This window comes from Haemophilus sp. THUN1691, assembly GCF_059704425.1.
The window spans coordinates 367,939-394,163 of record NZ_AP046578.1 but is presented as its reverse complement, the minus strand read 5'-3'; the positions used below and the strand labels follow the sequence as shown (position 1 = coordinate 394,163).

28 protein-coding genes and 3 tRNA genes are annotated in these 26,225 nt (G+C 39.6%); 20 read left to right on the top strand and 11 right to left on the bottom strand.

Annotated features, from left to right (window positions below; genetic code table 11):
* Positions 1–131: 131 nt before the first annotated feature.
* Positions 132–308, bottom strand: coding sequence for a hypothetical protein (locus AC6H0J_RS01990; protein WP_155397211.1), 177 nt, complete (start codon positions 306–308; stop codon positions 132–134).
* Positions 309–609: 301 nt separating this feature from the next.
* Here AC6H0J_RS01990 and AC6H0J_RS01985 point away from each other — a divergent pair, with 301 nt between their 5' ends.
* Genes AC6H0J_RS01985 through AC6H0J_RS01965 form a run of 5 tightly spaced genes read left to right on the top strand, consistent with a single transcriptional unit; the run spans position 610 to position 5,015 of the window.
* Positions 610–2,526 carry an ABC transporter ATP-binding protein gene (locus AC6H0J_RS01985; RefSeq protein WP_118817517.1) on the top strand — a complete coding sequence of 639 codons (1,917 nt, stop codon included), beginning with the start codon at positions 610–612 and terminating at the stop codon, positions 2,524–2,526.
* A 9-nt stretch (positions 2,527–2,535) separates the two neighbouring features.
* Entirely contained in the window at positions 2,536–3,072 is a 537-nt protein-coding gene (locus AC6H0J_RS01980) for a DNA topoisomerase family protein (protein WP_005626642.1), read from the top strand.
* Between the two features lie 15 nt (positions 3,073–3,087).
* Entirely contained in the window at positions 3,088–3,639 is a 552-nt protein-coding gene (tsaC, locus tag AC6H0J_RS01975) for an L-threonylcarbamoyladenylate synthase type 1 TsaC (protein ID WP_005626640.1), read from the top strand.
* A 3-nt stretch (positions 3,640–3,642) separates the two neighbouring features.
* Positions 3,643–4,461 (top strand): shikimate dehydrogenase, encoded by an 819-nt coding sequence (gene aroE, locus AC6H0J_RS01970; RefSeq protein ID WP_118817516.1) that lies wholly within the window; start codon positions 3,643–3,645, stop codon positions 4,459–4,461.
* A complete protein-coding gene (locus AC6H0J_RS01965) occupies positions 4,458–5,015 on the top strand; it encodes a DNA-3-methyladenine glycosylase I (RefSeq protein ID WP_118817515.1) in 558 nt (185 codons plus the stop codon). Before aroE ends, AC6H0J_RS01965 begins: the two co-directional genes overlap by 4 nt.
* Here the strand turns inward: AC6H0J_RS01965 and AC6H0J_RS01960 are convergent.
* Entirely contained in the window at positions 5,012–5,776 is a 765-nt protein-coding gene (locus AC6H0J_RS01960; protein ID WP_118817514.1) for a glycosyltransferase family 2 protein, read from the bottom strand. The genes AC6H0J_RS01965 and AC6H0J_RS01960 overlap by 4 nt on opposite strands.
* A 62-nt stretch (positions 5,777–5,838) precedes the next feature.
* On the opposite strand from AC6H0J_RS01960, the gene waaA reads away from it, so the two are divergent.
* Genes waaA through rep form a run of 4 tightly spaced genes read left to right on the top strand, consistent with a single transcriptional unit; the run spans position 5,839 to position 9,819 of the window.
* Complete coding sequence (gene waaA, locus AC6H0J_RS01955; RefSeq protein WP_005626632.1) at positions 5,839–7,122, top strand: lipid IV(A) 3-deoxy-D-manno-octulosonic acid transferase; 1,284 nt, start codon at positions 5,839–5,841, stop codon at positions 7,120–7,122.
* On the top strand, positions 7,119–7,589 hold the full coding sequence (coaD, locus tag AC6H0J_RS01950) for a pantetheine-phosphate adenylyltransferase (protein ID WP_005626630.1): 471 nt from the start codon (positions 7,119–7,121) through the stop codon (positions 7,587–7,589). Before waaA ends, coaD begins: the two co-directional genes overlap by 4 nt.
* Complete coding sequence (locus AC6H0J_RS01945; RefSeq protein WP_005626628.1) at positions 7,586–7,798, top strand: YceK/YidQ family lipoprotein; 213 nt, start codon at positions 7,586–7,588, stop codon at positions 7,796–7,798. Before coaD ends, AC6H0J_RS01945 begins: the two co-directional genes overlap by 4 nt.
* 5 nt (positions 7,799–7,803) lie before the next feature.
* Positions 7,804–9,819, top strand: a complete 2,016-nt coding sequence (gene rep, locus AC6H0J_RS01940) for a DNA helicase Rep (RefSeq protein ID WP_046953184.1) — start codon at positions 7,804–7,806, stop codon at positions 9,817–9,819.
* 99 nt (positions 9,820–9,918) lie between these two features.
* Here rep and yafC read toward each other — a convergent pair whose 3' ends face one another.
* Positions 9,919–10,806, bottom strand: a complete 888-nt coding sequence (gene yafC / locus AC6H0J_RS01935; RefSeq protein ID WP_046953183.1) for a DNA-binding transcriptional regulator YafC — start codon at positions 10,804–10,806, stop codon at positions 9,919–9,921.
* Positions 10,807–10,911: 105 nt separating this feature from the next.
* Between yafC and AC6H0J_RS01930 the strand changes: the two genes are divergently transcribed.
* Positions 10,912–11,490 (top strand): NAD(P)H-dependent oxidoreductase, encoded by a 579-nt coding sequence (locus AC6H0J_RS01930; RefSeq protein WP_005626623.1) that lies wholly within the window; start codon positions 10,912–10,914, stop codon positions 11,488–11,490.
* A 62-nt stretch (positions 11,491–11,552) separates the two neighbouring features.
* Here AC6H0J_RS01930 and rimO read toward each other — a convergent pair whose 3' ends face one another.
* Positions 11,553–12,890 carry a 30S ribosomal protein S12 methylthiotransferase RimO gene (gene rimO / locus AC6H0J_RS01925; protein WP_005626621.1) on the bottom strand — a complete coding sequence of 446 codons (1,338 nt, stop codon included), beginning with the start codon at positions 12,888–12,890 and terminating at the stop codon, positions 11,553–11,555.
* Positions 12,891–13,042: 152 nt separating this feature from the next.
* Between rimO and AC6H0J_RS01920 the strand changes: the two genes are divergently transcribed.
* The 7 genes from AC6H0J_RS01920 to AC6H0J_RS01890 all read left to right on the top strand — a co-directional run bounded on the left by AC6H0J_RS01920 (position 13,043) and on the right by AC6H0J_RS01890 (position 16,913).
* Entirely contained in the window at positions 13,043–13,759 is a 717-nt protein-coding gene (locus tag AC6H0J_RS01920; protein WP_005626619.1) for an MgtC/SapB family protein, read from the top strand.
* Positions 13,760–13,923: 164 nt separating this feature from the next.
* On the top strand, positions 13,924–15,039 hold the full coding sequence (asd, locus tag AC6H0J_RS01915; protein ID WP_005626617.1) for an aspartate-semialdehyde dehydrogenase: 1,116 nt from the start codon (positions 13,924–13,926) through the stop codon (positions 15,037–15,039).
* A 78-nt stretch (positions 15,040–15,117) separates the two neighbouring features.
* Positions 15,118–16,062 carry an alpha/beta fold hydrolase gene (locus tag AC6H0J_RS01910; RefSeq protein WP_497512750.1) on the top strand — a complete coding sequence of 315 codons (945 nt, stop codon included), beginning with the start codon at positions 15,118–15,120 and terminating at the stop codon, positions 16,060–16,062.
* Between the two features lie 115 nt (positions 16,063–16,177).
* A tRNA-Ser gene (locus tag AC6H0J_RS01905) sits at positions 16,178–16,272 on the top strand.
* A 22-nt stretch (positions 16,273–16,294) separates the two neighbouring features.
* Positions 16,295–16,371, top strand: a tRNA-Arg gene (locus AC6H0J_RS01900).
* Between the two features lie 56 nt (positions 16,372–16,427).
* A tRNA-Arg gene (locus AC6H0J_RS01895) sits at positions 16,428–16,504 on the top strand.
* Between the two features lie 97 nt (positions 16,505–16,601).
* Entirely contained in the window at positions 16,602–16,913 is a 312-nt protein-coding gene (locus AC6H0J_RS01890; RefSeq protein ID WP_118796397.1) for a DUF5389 family protein, read from the top strand.
* Between the two features lie 40 nt (positions 16,914–16,953).
* Here AC6H0J_RS01890 and glmU read toward each other — a convergent pair whose 3' ends face one another.
* The 5 genes from glmU to hflD form a co-directional block, all read right to left on the bottom strand.
* Complete coding sequence (gene glmU, locus AC6H0J_RS01885; protein WP_497512749.1) at positions 16,954–18,324, bottom strand: bifunctional UDP-N-acetylglucosamine diphosphorylase/glucosamine-1-phosphate N-acetyltransferase GlmU; 1,371 nt, start codon at positions 18,322–18,324, stop codon at positions 16,954–16,956.
* Positions 18,325–18,482: 158 nt separating this feature from the next.
* On the bottom strand, positions 18,483–18,854 hold the full coding sequence (rplL, locus tag AC6H0J_RS01880) for a 50S ribosomal protein L7/L12 (protein ID WP_005626607.1): 372 nt from the start codon (positions 18,852–18,854) through the stop codon (positions 18,483–18,485).
* Between the two features lie 54 nt (positions 18,855–18,908).
* The gene (gene rplJ, locus AC6H0J_RS01875; RefSeq protein WP_005626605.1) at positions 18,909–19,400 is read right to left on the bottom strand and encodes a 50S ribosomal protein L10; all 492 of its coding nucleotides are present in this window, start codon (positions 19,398–19,400) and stop codon (positions 18,909–18,911) included.
* Between the two features lie 271 nt (positions 19,401–19,671).
* The gene (gene purB / locus AC6H0J_RS01870) at positions 19,672–21,042 is read right to left on the bottom strand and encodes an adenylosuccinate lyase (protein ID WP_497512748.1); all 1,371 of its coding nucleotides are present in this window, start codon (positions 21,040–21,042) and stop codon (positions 19,672–19,674) included.
* 22 nt (positions 21,043–21,064) lie between these two features.
* The gene (gene hflD, locus AC6H0J_RS01865) at positions 21,065–21,682 is read right to left on the bottom strand and encodes a high frequency lysogenization protein HflD (RefSeq protein ID WP_497512747.1); all 618 of its coding nucleotides are present in this window, start codon (positions 21,680–21,682) and stop codon (positions 21,065–21,067) included.
* A gap of 128 nt (positions 21,683–21,810) precedes the next feature.
* On the opposite strand from hflD, the gene trpS reads away from it, so the two are divergent.
* Together trpS and AC6H0J_RS01855 are read left to right on the top strand one after the other, a co-directional pair.
* On the top strand, positions 21,811–22,815 hold the full coding sequence (trpS, locus tag AC6H0J_RS01860; protein ID WP_497512746.1) for a tryptophan--tRNA ligase: 1,005 nt from the start codon (positions 21,811–21,813) through the stop codon (positions 22,813–22,815).
* Positions 22,816–22,837: 22 nt separating this feature from the next.
* Complete coding sequence (locus tag AC6H0J_RS01855) at positions 22,838–23,128, top strand: YfcZ/YiiS family protein (RefSeq protein WP_005665629.1); 291 nt, start codon at positions 22,838–22,840, stop codon at positions 23,126–23,128.
* 53 nt (positions 23,129–23,181) lie between these two features.
* Here the strand turns inward: AC6H0J_RS01855 and dusA are convergent, their stop codons facing one another.
* Positions 23,182–24,165 (bottom strand): tRNA dihydrouridine(20/20a) synthase DusA, encoded by a 984-nt coding sequence (dusA, locus tag AC6H0J_RS01850; protein WP_497512745.1) that lies wholly within the window; start codon positions 24,163–24,165, stop codon positions 23,182–23,184.
* Between the two features lie 11 nt (positions 24,166–24,176).
* Positions 24,177–25,553, bottom strand: a complete 1,377-nt coding sequence (locus tag AC6H0J_RS01845) for a chloride channel protein (RefSeq protein WP_497512744.1) — start codon at positions 25,551–25,553, stop codon at positions 24,177–24,179.
* Positions 25,554–25,821: 268 nt separating this feature from the next.
* Here AC6H0J_RS01845 and rpsL point away from each other — a divergent pair, with 268 nt between their 5' ends.
* Entirely contained in the window at positions 25,822–26,196 is a 375-nt protein-coding gene (gene rpsL / locus AC6H0J_RS01840; RefSeq protein ID WP_005543325.1) for a 30S ribosomal protein S12, read from the top strand.
* Positions 26,197–26,225 lie beyond the last annotated feature (29 nt).

Below are 26,225 nucleotides of genomic sequence, written 5' to 3'. Positions count from 1 at the left end.
TTGATGCTCCTTTTTTATCTTAGCTATATAAAAGAGTACGGTGAATTTGGAACTATTTCCCAAAAGTTGGGCTAAACAAACCAAGAATTGAGGTGTAGATTTTATTATGAGTCAGCTCTACACAATTGAACTTAAATTATAGGTTTTCTACCTATTTGATTGATTATTCTAGTTAGCTCACTAATTCTATTATTAAGATAATTTTGTGTTTTTTCATTCACTTCAATCTTTGTGTCTATATTAGAAATTTCTTTTTCTGCAGCAGTTTTTTCAGCAATAGTTTGCGTCAAGCCATTTGTTGCTGTCACAGTATTATTATAACCAGTTATGACGCCATTTTTTCCCGTAACAAGATTACCTTCACCTGTAGTAGAAGGAGAAGAATTTGCAATATGAGAATAAAGTGGCAGAGTAAATAATAGAGAAAAGGCTAAATGTTAGGGGGTAAATAGAAATTTTTTCAAAATATCCTCCGTTATTGTTTAATAAAGAGGGGAAATAGAGTTTGATTGAAAAACAATAAAAAATGTCTTTTAACTAAATTTTGTTCTGTTTTATATATTCTGTAGAATACGGTTTATTTGCGTTAAATTAAGATGTATTTCAACAATGATTGTATTTAGTAATCTGTCCTTAAAACGAGGGCAAACGGAACTTCTCGAAAATGCTTCTGCTACGATTAACCCCAAGCAAAAAGTCGGTTTGGTGGGGAAGAATGGTTGTGGAAAATCTTCGCTTTTTGCCTTATTAAAAAAAGAATTAACGCCAGAGGGCGGAGAGATAAATTATCCAGCAAATTGGCGGGTCTCTTGGGTGAATCAAGAAACGCCTGCATTGGATATTCCCGCCATTGATTATGTGATTCAAGGGGATCGTGAATATTGCCGTTTGCAGCAGGAACTTAATGAAGCCAATGAACGTAATGATGGCCATGCGATTGCGCGTATTCACGGGCAATTAGAAACCTTGGATGCGTGGACAATTCAATCTCGCGCAGCTTCTTTATTGCATGGTTTAGGATTTAGTCAAGAAGAAGCCAGCCAGCCAGTGAAGGCTTTTTCGGGCGGTTGGCGGATGCGTTTGAATTTGGCGCAAGCTCTGCTTTGTCCGTCAGATTTCTTATTACTTGATGAACCGACGAACCATTTGGATTTGGATGCGGTTATTTGGTTAGAACGTTGGTTAGTACAATATCAAGGCACCTTGGTATTAATTTCTCACGACCGTGATTTTCTCGATCCGATTGTGACGAAAATTCTCCATATCGAAAACCAGAAACTCAACGAATACACGGGTGATTATTCTTCCTTTGAAGTGCAACGAGCAACTAAACTGGCTCAACAAACAGCGATGTATCGTCAGCAACAACAAAAGATCTCTCATTTACAAAAATATATCGACCGCTTTAAAGCCAAAGCGACCAAAGCCAAACAAGCACAAAGCCGCATGAAAGCCTTAGAGCGTATGGAACTGATTGCACCGGCTTATGTGGATAATCCTTTTACTTTTGAATTCCGTCCACCACTATCCTTGCCGAATCCTTTAGTGATGATTGAGCAGGCGAGCGCAGGTTATGGCAACGGTGAAAGTGCGGTAGAAATTTTAAGTAAAATTAAGCTGAATTTAGTACCGGGTTCGCGCATTGGTTTGCTCGGGAAAAATGGTGCAGGAAAATCAACCTTAATCAAATTGTTAGCCGGCGAGCTCACCGCTCTTTCCGGTACAGTACAATTAGCTAAAGGCGTGCAACTTGGCTATTTTGCTCAGCATCAATTAGATACTTTGCGCGCAGACGAGTCTGCTCTGTGGCATATGCAAAAACTCGCACCTGAGCAAACGGAGCAACAGGTTCGAGATTATTTGGGCAGTTTTGCGTTCCACGGTGATAAAGTAAATCAAGCAGTGAAATCTTTTTCTGGAGGAGAAAAAGCCCGCTTGGTGTTGGCTTTGATTGTTTGGCAACGCCCGAATTTGTTATTACTTGATGAACCAACTAACCATTTGGATTTGGATATGCGTCAGGCATTAACGGAAGCGTTGGTGGATTACGAAGGTTCTTTGGTGGTGGTGTCTCACGATCGTCATTTATTACGTAATACCGTGGAAGAATTTTATTTGGTTCACGATAAAAAAGTGGAAGAATTTAAAGGCGATTTAGAAGACTATCAAAAGTGGCTGAATGAACAAAATAGCACATCTGAAAATAAAGTTTCGGAAAACGTTGGCGATAATGAAAATTCGGTTCAAAATCGTAAGGAACAAAAACGCCGTGAAGCAGAGTTACGCCAACAAACTGCGCCATTACGTAAAAAAATCACGCAATTAGAAGAAAAAATGAATAAATTTTCTTCTGAGCTTGCGAACATAGAAAATCAACTGGCCGATGCCGAATTATATAATGCCGAAAATAAAGAAAAATTGACCGCACTTTTGGCTCAACAAGTGGATGTGAAGAAAGCATTAGATGATGTCGAAACGGAATGGATGACCGCACAGGAAGAATTGGAAGAAATGCTTCAAGCATAAGGATAGATTATGAATCAAAGCCTTTTTCATCATAGCAAACAACAGGAATATTGCCCTCAATGTGGTGCGCCTTTACAAATTAAACAAGGCAAAAAAAGGCTGTTTTTAGGTTGCTCTGCTTATCCTGAATGTGATTATTTGCGTCCTTTGCAACGGGCGGAGCATAAAGTATTAAAAACACTTGATGAAATTTGCCCAAAGTGCGGTAATTTATTGCAGTTGAAACAAGGCAGTTTTGGGATGTTTATTGGTTGTAGCCATTATCCTGAATGTGATTTTGTGGTGCGGGAAGAATCTGAATCTGAGGAAAAAATTACTTGTCCTGAATGTAAAACGGGGCATTTGATTTCTCGTCGAGGTCGCCAAGGAAAAATTTTTTACGGCTGTGATAATTTCCCTAAATGTAAATTTTCTTTGCCTGCCAAGCCTTATACCGTGCCTTGCCCAATGTGCCATTTCCCACTTTCTTTGTTAAAAGTCGAAGATGGGGAAAAACAAATTTTCCAGTGTGCAAATAAAACTTGCCGTTATATTTTTGAGCAATAAAAGTAAAAGAGTAAAATGAATAGAGAACAAATCGCTGAGGCCCTTCGACAAAATCAAGTGGTCGCTTATCCCACTGAAGCTGTATTTGGCTTGGGATGTAATCCGCAAAGTGAAAGTGCGGTAAAAAAATTACTTGATTTAAAGCAACGCCCAGTGGAAAAAGGGCTGATTTTAGTGGCGCCTAGCTTGGATTTTTTCCGTCCTTTTGTCGATTTTGAGCAGATTAACGATGAACAGCTTTTTCGCCTGCAAGGTAAATATGAACGCCCAACTACTTGGATTGTGCCAGCTAAATCCACCACTCCGCATTTTCTCACAGGCAAATTTGATAGCATTGCAATACGTTTGTGCGATCACCCATCTGTGAAAGCCTTATGTGAACTCACGGGTTTTACATTAACTTCAACGAGTGCAAACCTAACAGGAGAGCCACCTTGCCGCACCTCCGATGAAGTGCGGTTACAATTCGGTGCGGATTTTCCAGTATTAGATGAAATTGTGGGAGATGCGCGTAATCCATCAGAAATTCGAGACTTGCGCACAAATCAACTTTTTAGACAAGGATAATTTATGGATCTTTATGCTGTGTGGGGCAATCCGATTGTGCAAAGTAAATCGCCATTAATTCAAAGTCAGTTAGCAGCACAAACCCATCAAACCATAGAATACATTGCAAAATTAGGCGATCTTGATGCTTTTGAACAACAGCTTTTGGCATTTTTCGATGAGGGGGCGAAAGGTTGCAATATTACTTCGCCTTTTAAAGAACGAGCTTATCTACTGGCAGACGAATATAGCCAACGAGCAAAACTGGCGGAAGCCTGCAATACGCTAAAAAAACTCGATGATGGAAAGCTTTATGCGGATAACACTGATGGGATCGGTTTGGTGACAGATTTACAACGTTTAAATTGGCTTCACCCAAATCAGCGTATATTAATGTTAGGAGCGGGAGGAGCAACAAAAGGCGTATTATTGCCACTTTTACAAGCTCAACAAAATATTGTCCTTGCCAACCGCACTTTTTCGAAAGCCAAAGAATTAGCTGAAAGATTTCAGCCTTACGGCAATATTCAAGCGGCCTCAATGGATTCTATTCCGCTACAAACTTATGATTTAGTGATTAATGCGACTTCAGCTGGATTAAGTGGTGGAACAGCTCCAGTTGATACTGAAATTTTAAAATTGGGCTCGGCTTTTTACGATATGCAATATGCGAAAGGCATAGACACGCCATTTATCGCATTATGCAAAAGTTTAGGTTTAAGCAATGTTAGCGATGGCTTTGGAATGTTGGTCGCGCAAGCCGCCCATTCTTTCCATTTATGGCGAGGCGTAATGCCAGATTTTGTCGCGGTTTATGAGCAGCTTAAAAAGGAGATGTTATGATTACTCGATGCCCTTGGGTTGGCGAACAACCTATTTATATTGATTATCATGACAAGGAATGGGGAAAGCCTGAATTCGACAGCCAAAAGCTATTTGAAAAAATTTGTTTGGAAGGGCAACAAGCGGGACTTTCGTGGATTACGGTTTTGAAAAAACGTGAATCTTACCGTGAGGCTTTTCATCAATTTAATCCGAAAAAAATTGCAAAAATGACCGCACTTGATATTGATGCTTGTATGCAAAATACAGGATTAATTCGCCATCGAGCTAAGTTAGAAGCCATCGTTAAAAATGCGAAAGCTTATTTGGCGATGGAAAAGTGCGGTGAAAATTTCAGTGATTTTATTTGGTCATTTGTGAATCATAAACCGATTGTCAATGATGTGCCTGATTTGCGAACTGTACCAACTAAAACAGAAGCATCTAAAGCACTTTCTAAAGCCTTAAAGAAACGTGGTTTCGTCTTTGTTGGCGAAACCACGTGCTATGCGTTTATGCAGTCCATGGGGTTGGTAGACGATCATTTAAATAATTGTCCTTGCAAAACTCGCTAGTGTGTATGCTGATCGCGCTCCCATAAATCGGCGTATTTTACAAAGGTTGAATGCGCCGATAACACAGCTAATAAAAATCCTTGTTTGCCATCTAAAAAACCCGCTTTTAACAAATACATCTTCACAAAACAGCCGAGTGCGTGGGTGATTCCTTGCCAAAGTGTCGCTTTTTTTCCTTTAGCTTGACGTTGGTCTGCCCATGCTTTTGCATAACCTGCGGATTTCACTAGATAATGATGAATGCTTTTATAAGTGAAATGCTCTAAATCACCTGTCAATTTTTCTACTTTTGTCCCAGCAGGAAATTCGACTTTTTCATGTACCAATGAATCGTTATATTGCGCATAGTTTGTGCGATAGAGGCGAATCACATAATCGGGATACCATCCTGAATGGCGAATTTCATGTCCAAAGACTTCACTCACTCGTGGAATTTCATAAACGGTATTTTCTCGATCATTTTTAACCGCACTTAAAATAGCCTGTTGTAGCTTGGGTGTAACGCGTTCGTCTGCATCTAACCAGAGTACATAATCACTGGTTACATATTGTTGGGCTAATTGGCGTTGTTTACCAAAGCCAGGCCAGTCTCTATTTTCATAGAATTTCGCCCCATAACTGAGCGCAATTTCTTTAGTGTTATCTGTGCTACCGGAATCTAGAATGATAATTTCATCCACCCAATCTTTTACGGTGTCTAAGCAATTGGCGAGGTCTTGTGCTTCATTTTTTACAATCATCGCAACGCTAATTGTAGGCATATTTTCAATCCTTTTTTTGCTATACTAGCCGAAATCTTTTCAAGTATAACCGAATTTCATTTATGTGGCGTTTTTTTTATACGAGCTTGATGTATCTGATTCAACCGTTAGTGCTACTCTTTATGTGGCTACGCGGATTTAAGGCACCGAATTACCGAAAAAGGCTTGGTGAGCGTTATGGTTTTTATGCTTTACTGACACCGCCTGAAACTGGTGGTATTGTTATTCATGCGGCATCAGTGGGCGAGGTTATTGCTGCTACGCCACTTGTGCAAAAACTCCAACAAAATTACCCGCACTTACCTATTACTTTCACTACAGTTACCCCTACGGGTTCTGATCGTGTCAAAGCGGCTTTTGGCGATAGCGTTTTCCATTGCTATTTGCCTTATGACATACCTTGTGCCATTAATCGTTTTATTGACTTTGTTCAGCCAAAACTTTGTATTGTGATTGAAACCGAACTTTGGCCAAATTTAATCCAACAATTTTCTCGCCGTGGCATCCCTTTTGTGGTGGCAAATGCACGCTTGTCTGCCCGTTCTGCGCGTCGTTATGGAAAAATTAAACCGCGTTTGCAAAATATGTTTTCACAAATTGATTTAATTGCACCTCAAGACAAAATTAGTAGCAATCGTTATTTGGGTTTAGGTTATCGCAAAGATAAATTGAAGGTGACGGGCAATATTAAATATGATCTTGCCATCACGGATGAGTTACGCGAAAAGATTGATGCTTTACGAGCACTTTGGGTAAAAAATCATCCGATTTGGATTGCTGCGAGTACCCATGAAGGCGAAGAGCAAATTATCTTACAAGCACATCGTCAATTATTGGAAAAATACCCAAATTTATTGTTATTGCTCGTTCCGCGCCATCCAGAGCGTTTTAATGTGGTGGCTGATTTACTTAAAAAGGAAAAATTCCAATTTATTTGCCGTTCGACAAATGAGTTACCAAATGAGAATACTCAAGTGATTTTGGGTGATAGCATGGGTGAACTGATGTTGATGTATGGCGTTTCTGATATTGCTTTTGTGGGTGGAAGCCTTGTGAAACATGGTGGACACAATCCACTGGAACCTCTTGCATTTAAAATGCCAGTGATTACTGGCAAGCATACTTTCAATTTCCCTGAGATATTTCGAATGTTGGTGGAAGTACAAGGTGTGCTGGAAGTTAATTCCACAGCAGATGCCTTAGAACGTGCGGTAGAAGCCTTATTAAATTCAAAAGAAGCGAGCGAACGTTTAGGCAATGCAGGCTATGAGGTGCTGATGGAAAACCGAGGGGCATTACAGCGTTTGTTAGATTTATTAAAACCTTATTTGGAGCGCAATGTATGACGAGCGTGATTTATCCCGGTACTTTTGACCCGATTACGAACGGTCATTTAGACATTATTGAAAGAAGTGCGGTGATTTTTCCTCGTGTTTTAGTGGCGGTGGCGAACAGCCCAAGCAAAAAGCCACTATTTTCTTTGGATGAGCGTGTGGAGCTTGTTCGTCAATCTGTTGCGCATTTATCCAATGTTGAGGTGTTTGGTTTTTCTGATTTGTTGGCAAATGTGATTAAACAGCACAATATTTCCGCCATTATTCGCGGCGTACGCACGACAACAGATTTTGAATATGAACTTCAATTGGCTGCGCTTAATCGTTTACTCACAAAAGGCGTAGATAGTCTGTTTTTCCCACCAGCAGAAAAATGGGCGTTTGTTTCTTCCACCATTGTGCGTGAAATTTATTTGCATGGTGGTGATGTTGCTGAGCTAGTACCTGTGTCTGTGTTTAATGCGTTAAAAGCACGATGATAAAAACCTTTATTTTTTTGACCGCACTTATCGCTTTATCTGGTTGTGGTTCCGTGATTAAACTTATCGATCCCACAGAAAAATATACCGCCTATGCTGGGGCTGCTTATGATCTTGAAATGGCTCAACAATGGGGATTTCCAATCTTAGATTTGCCTCTCTCATTTTTATTAGACACTGTATTACTGCCCTATGCGTGGACTCAATAATTCTTATGAAACTCAATCTTCAACAACAACAAGCCGTTGAATATGCGACAGGCCCTTGTCTTGTGCTTGCTGGTGCTGGCTCAGGCAAAACTCGCGTAATCATTAATAAAATTGCCCATTTAATTGAAAAGTGCGGTTATTCTCCAAAACAAATTGCTGCTGTTACTTTCACCAACAAAGCCGCACGCGAGATGAAAGAGCGTGTTGCTCATTCCATTGGCAAAGAACAATCCAAAGGCTTGCTTGTTTCTACTTTTCATACGCTCGGTTTTGACATTATTAAGCGCGAATATAAAGCGTTGGGCTTTAAATCAAATATGACCTTGTTTGACGAACATGATCAATTTGCGTTGTTAAAAGAGCTAACCGCTGATGTGTTAAAAGAAGATAAGGATTTATTGCGTGAGTTAATTTCAGTGATTTCTAACTGGAAGAACGATTTAATTTCGCCAAAACAGGCATTTGCGTTGGCGCGTGATGCAAAATATCAAACTTTTGCAAAATGTTATGAGCGTTACGCCGCACAAATTCGAGCCTACAACGCCCTTGATTTTGATGATTTGATTATGCTTCCGACATTATTGTTCAAGCAAAATGAAGAAGTGCGGTCAAAATGGCAGGCAAAAATTCGTTATTTGTTGGTGGATGAATATCAAGACACCAACACCAGTCAATATGAGCTGATTAAACTTTTAGTGGGTGATCGTGCTTGTTTCACTGTGGTGGGCGATGATGACCAATCTATTTATTCGTGGCGTGGCGCACGACCAGAAAATATGGTGCGTTTACGCGATGATTTCCCTCGTTTGCAAGTGATTAAGCTAGAGCAAAATTACCGTTCAACCCAACGCATTTTGCATTGCGCCAATATCTTGATTGATAACAATGACCACGTGTTTAATAAGAAACTTTTTTCAACCATTGGCGAAGGGGAAAGGTTGCTTGTTATCGAAGCAAAAAATGAAGAACACGAAGCAGAGCGGATTGTCGCCGAGTTGATCGCCCATCGTTTTAGCCGTAAAACCAAATATAAAGATTATGCGATTTTGTATCGAGGTAATCATCAATCCCGATTACTCGAAAAAGTACTGATGCAAAACCGTATTCCTTACAAAATTTCAGGCGGTACTTCTTTTTTCTCCCGTGCAGAAATCAAAGATATGATGGCGTACTTGCGCTTGGTGGTGAATCAAGATGATGATGCCGCATTCCTGCGTATTGTGAATACACCGAAACGTGAAATTGGCACCGCGACGTTACAAAAACTTGGAGAGTTGGCTCAAGAAAAACACATCAGTTTATTTGATGCTATTTTTGAGTTTGAACTTATTCAACGCATTACACCAAAAGCCTATGATTCATTGCAAAAATTTGGCCGTTGGATTGTAGAACTTAATGATGAAATTCAACGTTCTGAACCAGAACGTGCGCTACGTTCAATGTTATCCGCGATTCATTACGAAGAATATTTGTATGAATACGCAACAAGCCCTAAAGCGGCAGAAATGCAAAGTAAGAATGTTGCCACGTTATTTGACTGGGTTGCGGATATGTTAAAAGGCAATGAAACCAATGAGCCGATGAATCTTAATCAAGTAGTAACCCGCCTGACATTACGGGATATGTTGGAGCGAGGCGAAGATGATGATGAGAGCGATCAAGTTCAACTGATGACATTGCACGCCTCTAAAGGATTGGAATTTCCTTATGTTTATTTGATCGGTATGGAAGAGGGCATTTTGCCCCACCAAACTAGCATTGATGAAGACAACGTGGAAGAAGAACGCCGTTTGGCTTATGTGGGGATCACAAGAGCGCAAAAAGAACTCACTTTTTCCTTATGTCGTGAGCGCCGTCAATATGGTGAATTAGTTCGCCCAGAACCGAGCCGATTTTTAGCTGAATTACCCAATGATGATGTACTGTGGGAACGCGATAAACCAAAACTAACCACCGAACAAAAACAAGAAAAAACACAAAATCAACTTGATAGATTGAGGGCGATTTTGAAAGGATGTTAGAAAATCTAGCTCAAAATGAAAAGATAGGAGGAAAAGAGCGGTCAGGTTTTAAAGTATTTTTGCAAATTGACGTTAAAATTTGATTCTTATGAATTTTAATTATCCCTTTAGTTCTTCTACTAAAAAGTCTAAAAACACACGTAGGCGAAGGTTGACGGCTTTATCGCTGTAGTAAACAGCATTGAAGGGGAGCGTTTTATTGGAGGTTTGCTCAACAAGTAAGGGAATTAATTTTCCTTCAGCGATGTCATTGTCTATCAAAAAATCTGATAAGCAAGCGATACCACAACCTGAAAGGCACAATGACCGTAAGATTTCACCGCTGCTGGCGGTAAAATGCGGTGAGATTTTATAGGGATTTCCTTGAGCATCGAAAACTGCCCATGTATTTAGAGAAGTAGGCTCGGTGAAGCCTAAACATTGATGGTTGGCAAGATCTTCGGTGGATTGCGGCGTGCCGTGTTTTGCCAAGTATTCTGGACTGGCGACTACGCGGAAGTGGCTATCAAACAAATGACGAGTACGTAACCCAGAATCATCCAATTCTCCAGCTCGTAAGGCAATATCGACTTTGCGTTCAATTAGATTGATATAGCCTTCGGAAGAAACTAGCGAAAGTTGAATGTGTGGATAGCGTTCGTTGAATTTTGCTGACAGTGGCACTAGCAGATGTAACACCATCGGCATAGCGGAATCTACGCGTAGTATGCCTTGTGGTATTTCGTCTACAGCCAACATTTCAGCCTCTGCCGCAGCCATTTCTTGCAGAATTTTCTGCACTCGGTGAAAATATTGCGAACCTTCTTCTGTTAGTCTTAGTTGTCGCGTGGTACGGTTGATTAGGTTTACGCCTAATTTTTCTTCTAGTCTTTTCACCACGCGGCTTACCGCAGAATTTGCCATCGCTAGCTGCTTGGCTGCACGGCTAAAACTGCCATTTTCGACTACTTGTACAAATACCGTTAATTCTTCAGAAGTTGTTTTCATTTTATTATTCTGTTTAACGCAAAAGAGTTTTTTTATTTTTGCACTTTTTAAGTATAAAATAGCATAATAAAATCCCTTTTTGAATTCTTTATTTTAGGAGCAAAGATGAATATTTTATTACTAGACGGTGGAAAAGAGTTTGGTCATTCACATGGCGAGTTGAACCACACACTTCACAAAAAAGCGAAAGAAGTTTTGACCGCACTTGGACACAATGTAAAAGAAACCGTGATTGATGCCGGCTATGATGTTGAAGCAGAAATCGAAAAATTCTTGTGGATGGATGCCGTGATTTGGCAGATGCCAGGTTGGTGGATGCACGAGCCTTGGACAGTGAAAAAATACATAGACGAAGTATTAACCGATGGACACGGCAAGCTTTATCACAGTGATGGACGTCATCGTGTTAATCCGACAGAAGGCTATGGCACAGGTGGTTTGTTACAAGGCAAAAAACACATGCTTTCGCTTACTTGGAATGCGCCGATTGAAGCCTTCACTCGCGAAGGCGACTTCTTCGAAGGCAAAGGCGTGGATGCGTTGTATATGCACTTCCACAAACTCAACGAGTTCATCGGCTTGACCCGTCTGCCGACATTCTTATGTAACGATGTGATTAAAAATCCACAAGTAAAACAATACTTAGCAGACTACCAAGCACACTTGGAAAAAGTGTTCGGCTAAGAAAAAATCCATCTTCAATACGAAGATGGATTTTTTGTTTATTTCGTTAAGATTGTTGTTATTTAACAACTTCCCCACAAATCATATTCATCAGAATTTGTGATGGTTACTTTAATCACGTCGCCGACTTTGACATTGATTCCGCTTAAATTATCGACATAAACTAACCCGTCAACTTCAGGAGCATCAGCTTTTGAGCGGCCAATAATGCCTTCTTCGTCAATTTCATCTACTAATACATCAAGAGTTTTGCCGATTTTTTGTTTTAAACGATTTGCAGAAATTTCTTGTTGTAATTGCATGAAACGATGGAAACGTTCTTCTTTCACATCTTCTAGTACTTGGTCAGCCATCTCTGTTGCAGGTGCACCTTCAACTGGGCTGAATTTGAAACAGCCTACGCGATCAAGTTGGGCTTCTTTTAAGAAATCGAGCAATAATTGGAAATCTTCTTCTGTTTCGCCTGGGAAACCTACAATAAAGGTGGAGCGTAATGTTAAATCTGGGCAAATTTCACGCCATTGTTTAATGCGTTCTAAAGTGCGGTCAATGCTGCCCGGTCTTTTCATTGCTTTTAAGATTTTCGGGCTGGCGTGTTGTAATGGAATGTCTAAATACGGTAAGAGCGTGCCGTCAGCCATTAATGGAATTAAATCATCCACATGTGGATAGGGATACACATAATGTAAGCGAACCCAAATGCCAAGTTTGCCAAGCTGTTTACAAAGGGTCATTAAATCATTTTTAATTGGCATGCCATTCCAGAAAGCCGTTTTTACTCCGCCCTCTTGGCGTTTTAAATCCATGGAATAAGCGGAAGTGTCTTGTGATACCACAAGCAATTCTTTTACGCCTGCTTCGGCTAGACGTTTTGCTTCGTCCAAAACTTGCGTAATAGAACGGCTTTCCAAATCACCACGCATAGATGGAATAATGCAGAACGTACAACGGTGATCACAGCCTTCAGAGATTTTCAAATAGGCATAATGTTTTGGTGTGAGTTTTACGCCTTGTTTTGGTACTAAGCTGGTGTAAGGATTATGTGTTGGTTTTTGCACATATTTGTGAACTTGCGCCATCACTGCTTCATAACTGTGTGGGCCGCTGACCTCTAAAACTTTAGGATGCACTTCACGAATTTGGTCTTCTTTTGCCCCCAAACAGCCAGTCACGATAACTCGCCCATTTTCTTCTAATGCTTCGCCAATCGCTTCGAGTGATTCCTGCACCGCACTATCAATAAAGCCACAAGTGTTCACAATCACTAAATCAACATTTTCATAGCTTGGCACAATGTTGTAACCATCGGTGCGTAGTTCCGTTAAGATTCGTTCAGAATCTACTAAGTTTTTTGGGCAACCAAGGCTTACAAAGCCAATGCTTGGGGTTGAATTTTGCATAAAAATAACCGTTCTTTCGCTCTATAAAATTTCAAACGCAAGATTTTACTCAATTTTCGAAAGAAAGGCGATAAATTAAAGGCTTGAAAGGGTAAAGATTTTAAGCTAAGTGATGTAGAATAAACGATTATGTCGGACTTATTTTTATCATTATGGAAAATTCATCTTTACTTTTGACCGCACTTTTCGATCCTTATCATTTGATTATTTTTAGCAAAATGCTATTGGCGATGGTGCTTGGTAGTGTTATTGGCTTAGAGCGTGAGCTTAAGCGCAAACCTGTGGGCGTGAAAACTTGCGCCATTATTGCCGTCACCACTTGTGTGCTAACCATTGTTTCGATTCAAGCCGCAGAGCATTATGCGCAAGTTTCAGAAAATATTCGTACGGATCCGATGCGTCTTGCGGCTCAAGTGATTAGCGGCATCGGTTTTTTAGGTGCTGGTGTGATTTTGCATAAGAAAAATGATGCGATTTCAGGTTTAACCACTGCGGCGATTATTTGGGCTTCTGCGGGGATCGGTATTGCTGCTGGGGCAGGTTTCGTGTTCGATGCGGTTATCGCCACTGTGATGATTTTGGTCTCTATTCGATTAAGTCCGCTGGTACAACGTTGGGTTCATCGTAAATCACAACGTCGTCGGACAAAATTCAATATTCTCGTCAATGGTGCGGAAAGCATTGGAAAAGTCACCCAATTGTTAGTAAACAATCAGTATCGTATTGAACATATACAGGTGAAAGATCAAAGTAGTGGTGAAGTGCGGTTACAAATTCGCTGTTTTTCCATTGATTCCACAATGTTGAAAGATGCGTATGCATTGTTGAAAGCGGAAGAAGGCGTGATAAGTGTTGACGTAGATAACTAGAAAAGAGCGGTCAAGTTAAATTTTCTTTTAAATTGACCGCTCTTTTTTATTTCTTATTTAATTTCTTTCGCAAAATGTAAATTTCCATGAAAAATACTTGATTTTGCTAACGCTATCTTGTAATTAATAATTCTATTCAAACACAACAAACTAAGGAAACAACAATGAAAAATGTAGGCTTTATCGGCTGGCGCGGAATGGTCGGTTCCGTATTAATGGATCGTATGTCGCAGGAAAATGATTTTGCGAATCTTAATCCCGTATTTTTTACAACTTCACAAGCAGGTCAAAAAGCACCTGTATTTGGTGGCAAGGATGCAGGCGAACTTAAAAATGCATTCGATATTGAAGAACTCAAAAAATTAGACATTATCGTGACTTGCCAAGGTGGCGATTACACTAATGAAGTCTATCCAAAATTAAAAGCAACAGGTTGGGATGGTTATTGGGTTGATGCTGCGTCTGCATTACGTATGAAAGATGATGCAATTATTGTGCTTGATCCGGTAAACCAACACGTGATTTCTGAAGGCTTAAAAAAAGGCATTAAAACTTTCGTGGGCGGTAACTGTACCGTGAGCTTAATGTTGATGGCTATCGGCGGTCTATTTGAAAAAGATTTGGTGGAATGGATTTCTGTGGCAACTTATCAAGCGGCTTCAGGTGCTGGCGCAAAAAATATGCGTGAATTACTTTCACAAATGGGCTTATTAGAACAAGCGGTTTCGAGTGAATTAAAAGACCCTGCTTCGTCAATCTTAGACATTGAACGTAAAGTGACTGCAGAAATGCGTTCTGATAGCTTCCCAACGGATAATTTTGGTGCGGCATTAGGTGGTAGTTTAATCCCTTGGATTGACAAACTTCTTCCAGAAACAGGACAAACTAAAGAAGAATGGAAAGGTTATGCAGAAACCAACAAAATCTTAGGTTTAAGCGACAATCCAATTCCTGTTGATGGTTTATGTGTACGTATTGGTGCATTACGTTGCCACAGCCAAGCGTTCACCATCAAACTGAAAAAAGACTTACCATTAGAAGAAATCGAACAAATTTTAGCGTCTCACAACGAATGGGTGAAAGTGATTCCAAATGACAAAGAAACCACATTACGTGAATTAACGCCAGCGAAAGTAACAGGTACATTAAGCGTGCCAGTGGGGCGTTTACGTAAATTGGCAATGGGGCCTGAATATTTGGCTGCCTTTACTGTGGGTGACCAATTATTATGGGGTGCTGCAGAGCCAGTTCGCCGTATCTTAAAACAATTGGTGGCATAATTGGCAGAGTGCGTGACGTAAAATCTCACGCACTTTTTCTTTCTTTTGTATGCGTTTATGTATCCCATCTAAAAACTTATGAATCGAGAATCCAACTTTACTCAATTTGCCTTTACCGAACTGTTATCTTTTTTCAATCAATTTCCAACGCAATATTTCATTAGCAAAAATAATGTTCAAATCGCTTATCGTCATTTAACACACGCTAAAAGTGCGGATAGAAAATTGATGATTTTGGTGAGTGGTCGTGCTGAAAATATGTTGAAATGGTCGGAGCCAGCTTATGATTTTTATCATCAAGGCTATGATGTGTTGCTATTTGATCACCGAGGTCAAGGATATTCAACCCATTTGCTGAAGGATTCTGAAAAAGGGCATTTAGACGAATTTCGTTTCTATGTTGATGATATGGCGAAAATCATCGAAAAAGTGACCGAACTTTTCAGCTATTCAATGCAGCATTTGCTTGCTCATTCGATGGGCGCATTGATTGCGACGTATTATTTGGCAAATTGTGATCATCGCATTAATAAAGCGATACTTTCTTCGCCTTTTTACGGCATTCCTTTAAAACATCCAATTATAGATGAACTGATTATTGCCCTAATGAATATTTTAGGACAAGGCGAGCGTTATGTTTTTGGAAAAGGGCCTTATCAACAAGCCCATTTGGAATACAATGAACTAAGTTTCTGTAAAACCAGAATGAAATGGATGAATCGTGTAAATCGTAAAAATCCAGCAATTTATCTTGGCGGACCAACGTTCCGTTGGGTGCATTTGTGTTTGAATGCAATTAAACGCTTGTCGAAAGTTATTCCTAAGATTGAAATTCCAATCCTAATTTTACAAGCCGAAAAAGAAAAAATAGTAGATAACAAAAATCTTGAAAAATTAACCGCACTTTTTCAGAATGCTCAATGTAAAGTTGTATTAAACGCTAAACATGAGGTGTTATTTGAGCAAGAGGAATTGAGACGGGAAACAATATCTAAGATTTTAGTATTTTTGAATAATGAGTAGATTTTTATTCAATAACATATTTAATGTGTAGATAAAATATTCAAACAGGTGTGTTTTTCAAAAAATGGTTTGACATATTTTCTAAAAAACGTATTATACCGCTCACACCGATTGTGGTGAGATGGCCGAGCAGGCTGAAGGCGCTCCCCTGCTAAGGGAGTATGGGGTTAAAAAGCTCCATCGAGGGTTCGAATCCCTCTCTCACCGCCATATTGTTTATTTTATTTATTCTGCACCCGTAGCTCAGCTGGATAGAGTACTCGGCTACGAACCGAGCGGTCAGAGGTTCGAATCCTCTCGGGTGCGCCATTTTAAAGCGACTCTATCTTATTAAAGTGGTTATGAATAATTAAAGCATCATCTACGCACCCGTAGCTCAGCTGGATAGAGTACTCGGCTACGAACCGAGCGGTCAAAGGTTCGAATCCTTTCGGGTGCGCCATTTCACTTTATTCAAGTCTATAGATTTCCAATTACTTTCTAATAATCACAGTATTTGTTATATTGTAGTTATCTTTTATTTGTAAAATTTTTAAATTATGACAAGACAATCTTTGCCTCGTGGCTTTAGTTTATTTTCTTGGGGATTAGCTGTTTTTTGTGCCCCTGTATTGTTATGTCCGATGGCTCTGTTGCTTTCCACTACATTTGAGAAAAATTCAAACTTAGAAACTTGGCAAGTTAATTTATTCTCAATATTTTTTTGGATTTATCCTATTATTCTTGCGGCGGTAGCTCGAATTTTATATCGCCTACATCAGAGAAAGCCTAAATTGGCTTTTAAATTATTGGTATTAAGTGCGGTCATTTTTTATGTAGTTTTAATTATGATTTGTAAAATCGGTTTATAAAAAAATCCTACGATAAAACGTAGGATTTTTTTATGCTATTTTATTTTTTCTTTGTTGGTCGTTGCCAATCTTGAATATGGCGTTGAGGAACTCGTGTAATCACTAATTCATTTTCGCCAACATCACGTGTAATTGTTGTCCCAGCACCAATAGTTGCACCATTTGCGACTTTTACTGGCGCGACTAATTGCGTATCAGATCCCACAAATACATCATCACCGATGATCGTTTTAAATTTATTTGCGCCATCGTAGTTACAGGTGATGACACCTGCACCAATATTACAATTTGAGCCGATTTCTGAATCGCCAACATAGGTTAGGTGATTTACTTTAGAACCTTTACCAACAGTAGATTTTTTAATTTCTACAAAGTTACCGACATGCGTTTCAGCTGCGAGTTCTGCACCTGGGCGTAAACGAGAAAATGGACCAATTGCGGTTTTTTCTCCCACTACAGAATCCTCTAGCACAGAATAGGGCTTTATTTCTACATCATTGTCAATAACAACATTTTTCAATACGCAACCTGCGCCAATTTTTACGCGATCACCGAGTTTAACATTACCTTCGATAATAACATTAACATCGATTTCCACATCTTTTCCATGCTCTAATGTTCCACGTAGGTCAAAACGAGCGGGATCGTAGATCATTACGCCTTCAAGTAATAATTTAGAGGCTTGTTTATTTTGGAAATAACGTTCAAGTGCGGCTAATTGTAAGCGATTATTTGCGCCTTCAACTTCCATGATATCTGTTGCTTGTACTGCAATAACTTGGCAATTATCCTGGTTTGCGAGAGCAATAAGATCCGTTAAGTAATATTCGCCTTGAGCATTATTATTGCCTACACGAGCTAGCCATTTTTTGAAACTTGCACCATCGGATACCATAACGCCAGTATTTACTTCTTTAATATTTAGTTGATCAGCATTCGCATCTTTTTGTTCTACAATTGCTACAACATTCCCATTTTCACGGATAATTCGTCCATAGCCTGTCGGGTTATCTAAATTTACGGTAAGCAATGCAATGCCATTTTCTGGTTTCGCGTCAATTAATTTTTCTAATGTTTCTTTAGTTATTAATGGCGCATCGCCGTAAAGTACAACAATATTTTCGTTATCTTTAAAGAAAGGTGCCGCTTGTTGAACTGCATGTGCTGTGCCGAGTTGTTCTGTTTGTAATACCCAATTTACTTGTTCATTTGCAAGATGGGTACGCATTAAGTCCCCACCGTGGCCATAGATTAAATGAATATTTTCTGTGCCTAATTGATGAGCAGTATCAATTACATGTTTTACCATTGGTTTACCAGCGATTGTATGTAGAACTTTAGGTAAATCGGAATACATGCGCGTTCCTTTTCCGGCTGCTAAAATTACCGCACTTAATGCTTTTGTAGTCATAGATTTTCTCTTTATTTATCAATAATAATGGGAGATATTTTATCGTAGAAAGGAGAAGATGATAAGTTTTTAAATTAAGGAAGTTACGGCTTTTTAGATAGGAAAAAACCGATGGTTTCCCATCGGTTTTCTGAATTTTAAAGTGGTTAAAATAGAAATTATTTAACTTCTACTTGTGCACCAGCTTCTTCTAATTCTTTCTTAAGTGCTTCAGCTTCTTCTTTAGAAACACCTTCTTTTAATGCTGCTGGAGCAGATTCAACTAAATCTTTAGCTTCTTTTAAGCCCAAACCAGTTGCACCACGTACTGCTTTGATTACTGCTACTTTGTTAGCACCAGCTGCTGCAAGAATTACGTCGAATTCAGTTTTTTCTTCTGCTGCCGCTGCGCCGCCTGCTGCTGGAGCTGCTGCTACTGCTGCCGCTGCTGAAACACCGAATTTTTCTTCCATCGCTGCGATTAATTCAACGATTTCAGTTACAGTTTTTGAAGCAATCGCTTCAATGATTTGTTCGTTAGTTAATGACATAACAATCAATTCCTAAAATAAATAAAGTTAGATGAAGTAAGAAACGCTTAATGATTAAGCTGCTTCTTGTAATTTGTCGCGTAATGCCGCGAAGGTGCGAGCAAGTTTGCCTGCTGCAGCTTCTTTCATTGTGCCCATTAAACGTGCAATCGCTTCTTCGTAAGTTGGTAATGTTGCCAAGAATTCAACATCTTGGATTTTACCTTCAAAGGCTGCACCTTTAATTTCAAACTTATCGTTTGCTTTAGCAAACTCTTTGAACAAACGAGCAGCTGCGCCCGGGTGTTCGTTAGAGAACGCGATAAGTGTTGGACCTACAAACGTATCTTTTAAGCATTCGTAATCTGTGCCTTCAACTGCGCGACGTAATAAAGTATTACGAACTACACGCATTGTAACGCCAGCTTCACGTGCTGATTTACGTAATTCAGTCATTTTCTCAACAGTTACACCGCGAGAATCCGCGATTACTGCTGAAAGTGCACCTTTGGCTGCTTCATTTACTTCAGCAACAATTGCTTGTTTGTCTTGAAGATTTAATGCCATTGGCTTTTAGCTCCTGAATACACTCCGATTACTCGGAATTAATTTACCTAATCCTAAGACTAGGATGACTTCGGCGCCCAGAAGCAAGAAAAATTCTTATTCTGTTCACCATCTACGTAGGATAATTAAGATTACTCCCCTACGGTCTTGGATGGGGCTTGAATAGGTCAAGCACCAACCAGAAATTTGTTAGATTGACTAACATAGGCGCAGGATTATAGAGAAAAACTATGTTCTTGTAAAGAATATTGTTGGAAAAAGAGCCAAATTCCTATAATAGTTTCTCTACTAATTCCACTGCAGCCCCAATATAAGTAGCGGGTGTTAATTTTTGTAAACGTAATTTTTCTTCTTGTGGAATATCCAACTTATCAATAAATTCACGCATAGCCTGTTCTGTCACTCGTTTACCTCGCGTTAATTCTTTTAATTTTTCGTAAGGTTTTTCTATTCCATAGCGGCGCATTACGGTTTGAATTGGTTCAGCTAAAACTTCCCAGTTTTGATTGAGTTCTTCTAATAAGTGCGGTTGATTTACTTCAAGTTTACTGATGCCTTTTCGGGTTGAAGCATAAGCGATCAAACAATAACCTAATCCTACGCCTAAATTACGTAATACGGTTGAATCCGTTAAGTCACGCTGCCAGCGGGAAATTGGTAACTTTTGACCTAAGTGAGTCATTACTGCATTCGCTAACCCTAGATTGCCCTCTGAGTTTTCAAAATCAATTGGATTGACTTTGTGTGGCATGGTAGAAGAACCGATTTCGCCTGCAATAGTCCGTTGTTTAAAGTGATTTAATGCAATGTATCCCCATAAATCCCGATCAAAATCAATGATAATGGTATTAAAGCGGACTACAGCATCAAAAAATTCAGCGATGTAATCGTGTGGTTCAATTTGAGTGGTATAAGGATTCCATTGAATACCTAATGAAGTGACAAATTCTTCGCTGAATTTATGCCAATCAACATTAGGATATGCCGATAAATGCGCATTGTAGTTACCTACCGCACCATTGATTTTACCTAAGATTTCCGCGTTTTGGAGTTGTTTAAATTGACGTTTTAGACGGTAAACGACATTCGCCATTTCTTTGCCCACGGTGCTTGGTGAAGCTGGTTGGCCATGTGTGCGAGAAAGTAATGGAATCATTTTATATTCTTCTGCAAGACGAGTGATTTCATCAATCAGTTTTTTCCATTCTGGTAAAATCACTTCGTCACGAGCGGTGCTTAACATTAATGCGTGAGAGAGGTTGTTAATATCTTCTGAGGTGCAAGCGAAATGAATAAATTCGGAAACGTTCATTAGTTCCACTTCATTTTGAATTTTCTCTTTCAGAAAATACTCAACGGCTTTCACATCGTGATTGGTTGTGCGTTCAATTTCTTTAATACGCGCAGCATCGGTCTCATTAAAATTAGCCACAATTCCATCTAAAAAAGTATTTGTTTGCGTAGAAAATGGCGGTACTTCAGTAATCTCTGCCGTTGAAGCTAATTTTTGTAACCAACGAACTTCCACAGCTACACGGAATTTCATTAACCCGAATTCGCTAAAAATAGTGCGTAATGGAGTTACTTTATCTTGATAACGACCATCAAGAGGGGAAAGTGCGGTCAGTGTAGAGAGTTGCATAAATGTTTGCTCCAGAATTGTATTAATAAATAGAAGAATAAATCTGTTTTGCGGTGGCAAGTAATTTTCTGCGGAAAAATAAAATTTGCCATTTTGTTCCGCCCATTTGTTTCCACAGCACAGCAGATCGAATGCCTGCAAGTAAAACCGCACGGATTTTATTTTGCACGAGTTCTTGTCGCAAATAATCAGGTGAGCCTAGGATGTGAATTTTTTTGCCTAATGGGCTAATAACGTCGCTGTAAATATTTGCCATTATAGATAGCATTGTTTCACTATCGCGAGCGTAATGAATTTCTTGTTCTTTTAGGCGAGAAATTCGATTGCCCAATGTTTGTTTGGCATCGGGATTTTTCGATAATTTTCCTTCTAATGCCAAAAGGCTTAGCCAATAGCGAGTTAAATTTTGATCGCCTTGCGCATTGAGTTGATGAATTAAGGTTCCTAGACCTAATTTTAAATGACGAACTTCTCCACCAAAAACATCTTCAATTCGTTGTGGTTGGGTAATGAAAATGCTATTAAGTGCGGTTAAAAATGTATCTGAATCAGCTCGACTTTCTGTTGCAAGTTGATGAACCAATTTTGCTGATTGGCACACTCCAGCAAGGGCAAGAACAATATCGTGGTAGTTTTTCATTAGAAAATATTAGGAAAACGTTTCCGTTAAATATAGCATTTTTAACCTAGCTTTTGAACTCGAACATTAAAAAAGCCTAGAGTTTCTGGTATGATGTGCGAACAGTTTTAAGGTATTAAGGATTGATTATGGCAAAACCAATTGTTTTTAGTGGCGTGCAGCCTTCTGGTGAATTAACTATCGGAAATTATTTGGGCGCGTTGCGCAACTGGGTGAAAATGCAAGAGGATTATGAATGTATTTTCTGCGTAGTTGATTTACATGCGATCACTGTTCGTCAAGACCCTGTTGCCCTTCGTAAAGCAACGCTTGATGTGCTTGCACTTTATTTAGCGTGCGGAATTGATCCAAATAAAAGTACTATTTTTGTTCAATCTCACGTTCCAGAACACACGCAATTAAGCTGGGTGTTAAACTGCTACACTTATTTCGGTGAAATGAGCCGAATGACGCAATTCAAAGATAAATCAGCGCGTTATGCAGAAAATATTAACGTGGGTTTGTTTGATTATCCTGTGTTAATGGCGGCGGATATTTTACTTTATCAAGCAAAAAGCGTGCCTGTTGGAGATGACCAAAAACAACACTTAGAAATTACGCGTGATATTGCAAATCGCTTTAATGCGCTTTATGGCAATATTTTTACCATTCCTGAAATTTTCATTGGAAAAGCAGGCGCGCGTATTATGTCATTGCAAGATCCTGAAAAGAAAATGTCAAAATCAGATGATAATCGCAACAATGTAGTGACACTTTTGGAAGATCCAAAATCTGTGGCGAAGAAAATTAAACGTGCCGTAACAGATTCAGATGAGCCGCCGGTCATTCGTTATGATGTACAAAATAAAGCGGGTGTATCCAATCTTTTAGATATTCTTTCTGCGGTTACGGATAAGCCAATTGCTGATCTTGAAAAAGAATTTGAAGGCAAAATGTACGGACATTTAAAAACAGCAGTAGCGGATGAAGTATCAACTTTACTTGCTGGTTTACAAGAACGTTTCCATCAATATCGTAATGATGAAGCTTTATTAGATAATATCTTACGACAAGGTGCGGAAAAAGCGCGTGCAAAAGCGCAAGAAACCTTGGCGAAAGTGTATGAAGCAGTAGGATTTGTTGCTGCAAAATAATCTGAATAAAAGGGATAATATTATGGCAATTCAAACTGAAAAACCGATTGAATGTGTAGGTTGTAACACATTTGATATGAAATCACTTTTCGATAATCGTGATTGTAGTCAGGTTATTGAATATGTTTATGACAGTGAAGAACAAGCGCAAGAAGCGCTCGCATTTTTTACTCAGAAAGCGCGTGATGTAGAAAGTGAACCTTGTGAAATTCAATCTGAAATTACAAAAGTGGATGATGGTTATTTATTAAAGGCAGATTTTACTTTCTGTTGCCAAGCTGAATTGGTGATTTTTCAAATGCGTATTGCGTAAGAAAAACAGCTGAAAAATAAGCCGCACTTTTGCGGCTTATTTTGTTTTTAGGATTAGCTTTTTACAAAGGTTAAGGCGGTTTCAACCACTTCAATTCCTGCGCCTTGCTTAAACGCATTTTCGCTTAAATAGCGTCGCCATTGACGAGCACCTTTGCAATTTTGGAATGCGCCTAACATATGACGGACGATATGATTAAGGTGTATGCCTTGGTTAAGTTGTTGCTCAATATAAGGAAGCATTGACTGTACCGCTTCATGGGCGGTAACAATTGGTACGTTAGGATCAAATAAAGCTTGGTCAATTTGCCCAAGTAAACTTGGATTTTGATAGGCCTCTCGCCCAATCATCACGCCGTCCACATATTGCAAATGTTGTTTCATTTCTTCAATAGTTTTTATACCACCATTAATTGCGATAGTTAGATGTGGAAAATCACGTTTTAGTTGATACACCCGAGCATAATCTAATGGCGGAATTTCTCGATTTTCTTTAGGGCTTAACCCTGAAAGCCAAGCTTTTCGTGCGTGGATAATAAACTCTTGGCAACCTTTTCCTTGAACCTTTTCAATAAAATCACATAAAAATTCATAGCTGTCTAATTCATCAATGCCAATACGCGTTTTCACAGTGACTGGAATTTTGACCGCACTTTGCATTTGTTCTACACAGTCTGCTACCAAATCTGCTTTCGCCATTAAGCAAGCGCCAAACATTCCATTTTGTACGCGATCAGAAGGGCATCCTACATTAAGATTAATTTCGTGATAGCCTCGTTCCTCAGCAAGTTTTGCACAATATTTGAGTTGTTCAGGATCGCTTCCTCCCAGCTGTAACGCAACGGGATTTTCTTGTAGATCAAAATCCAAGTGATCGTATTTGGCATGGATAATCGCAGGTGCGGTGACCATTTCAGTGTAAAGTAACGCATGCTTTGAAAATTGGCGATGAAAATAACGACAATGGCGCGTTGTCCAATCTAACATTGGCGCAACAGAAAAACGGCCGCGGTAAAAGTGCGGTAGATTTTGAGGCATTTTTATTTCTCTTATTCGGTTTTGCTGCGTAATTCTTCGGCTTGGCGAGATTGCATTTGCTGGCGAAAACGGCCTGCAGCAAAGTGGTAAAATGGTTTTGGGCTAAATTGGCGCGAGATTATGGATGCAATAATGCTGGAAATCAAGAGCCAAATGAGAACGGGTTGTGCGCCTGTCATTTCCATTACAACAACACTAGCTGTAACTGGTGATTGTGTGCCGCCAGCTAAAAACGCCGCCATACATAAAATCACTAAAAAACGTTGATCGACCATACCGCCACTGAGATCCCAAAGCATTGCGCCAATACCGGCTCCTGTTGTCAGTGATGGGGTAAAGATACCACCGGCAATACCATTCCAATAAGTGGTCACCGTTGCCAAAAGTTTAAGGGTGCCAATTTCAGGCTCTATAGCTTGCCCTTCTAAGGCGCGTGCAACAACCTCATAGCCAGTGCCATAGGTTTGTCCGTGAGTGTAACTGCCAAGTGCGGCAAGCACTAAACCCAATAATAAAGCAATATAAATAGGATGTTGGCGAACCCAGCCACGCCATTTTTCAGGTGATAATCCTGCGATACCTTTTGCTAATAGTCGTCCGAATAGGCCACCTAGAATGCCACAAACCACCCCACAAATTGCAAGCCAAAGATAGAGATAAGAAACAGATGTGGTCCCTTGATAACTTGGAAAATAAGGGCTGTTTCCTTGAATCGCGACAAGAATAAAACCAGCAGCTAATACCCCCATCAATACGCGTCGTTCCCAACGTAACATTACTCCACGTCCAAGTTCTTCAATTGCAAATATCACTCCAGCCAAAGGTGCATTAAAAGCAGCCGCAAGTCCACCTGCTGCACCTGTGGCAAGTAATTCATTGGTGCTTAATCCTTTAAACGCTAAATTATGTTTTCTACAATAATTTCCCCACGCCAGCATGACAGCTGCGCCAACTTGTACTGATGGACCTTCACGCCCAACCGATGCACCGATAAGCATAGCCAGAAAGGTAAGAGGAATTTTCCAAATAGTTTGGCTGAATTCAACTAATTTGGTTTTATAGCTACTATGAGGAAGATTAATTGATGCAATGACTTGCGGAATACCGCTTCCTCCAACATAGGGAGTATATTTTTTCGTAAACCAAGTCAGGCAAGCCATGCCTAGGGGTAACACAAACCAAACTGCAATAGGATATTTAGATGACCAGTGGGCGTTTAGTTCTAGACCAAGATCGGATAATTTAGCAAAGCCAAATGAAAAGAGTGAGACAAATGTTGCACCTATAATTAGGCAGATAAATTCTAAACTTTTATGGGAAATTCTGTGTGTTTGGCGTAGCTTTTTATGGAAGAAATAGCGTAAGTGAAATTTGAGCGAGCGTAACATAATGATTGTAATTTAATACTAATTAAGTAGGAATTATAAGACTGTCATTTCGCTGGGGCAATTGGTTTGGCATTTTGAATAAAAAAGTGCGGTGAATTTGGGAAGCGTTTTTGTACGCAACGAAAGATCCTTTCACGGATCTTTGGCGCTGTTTAATTATTGACAATAAACCTCAGAACGATTAAAATTCGCCGTCTATTTCTGTATGGGAGTAGATTTTTTGAACAACATTCTATTATTGAATAACATTTAAACTGGAGCTTTTTTAATGGCAACTATCAACCAGCTAGTACGCAAACCGCGTGTGAAAAAGGTTGTAAAAAGCAACGTTCCTGCATTAGAGGCTTGCCCGCAGAAACGTGGTGTATGTACTCGTGTATATACTACAACTCCTAAAAAACCAAACTCAGCGTTACGTAAAGTATGTCGTATCCGCTTAACTAACGGTTTTGAAGTAACTTCTTATATCGGTGGTGAAGGTCACAACCTTCAAGAGCACAGTGTTGTATTAATCCGTGGTGGTCGTGTTAAAGACTTACCAGGTGTGCGTTACCACACAGTACGCGGTGCATTAGACTGCGCAGGCGTTAAAGATCGTAAACAAGGTCGTTCTAAATACGGCGTTAAACGCCCTAAAGCTTAATGGTTCTCCGTTAAGTAAGGCCAAACGTC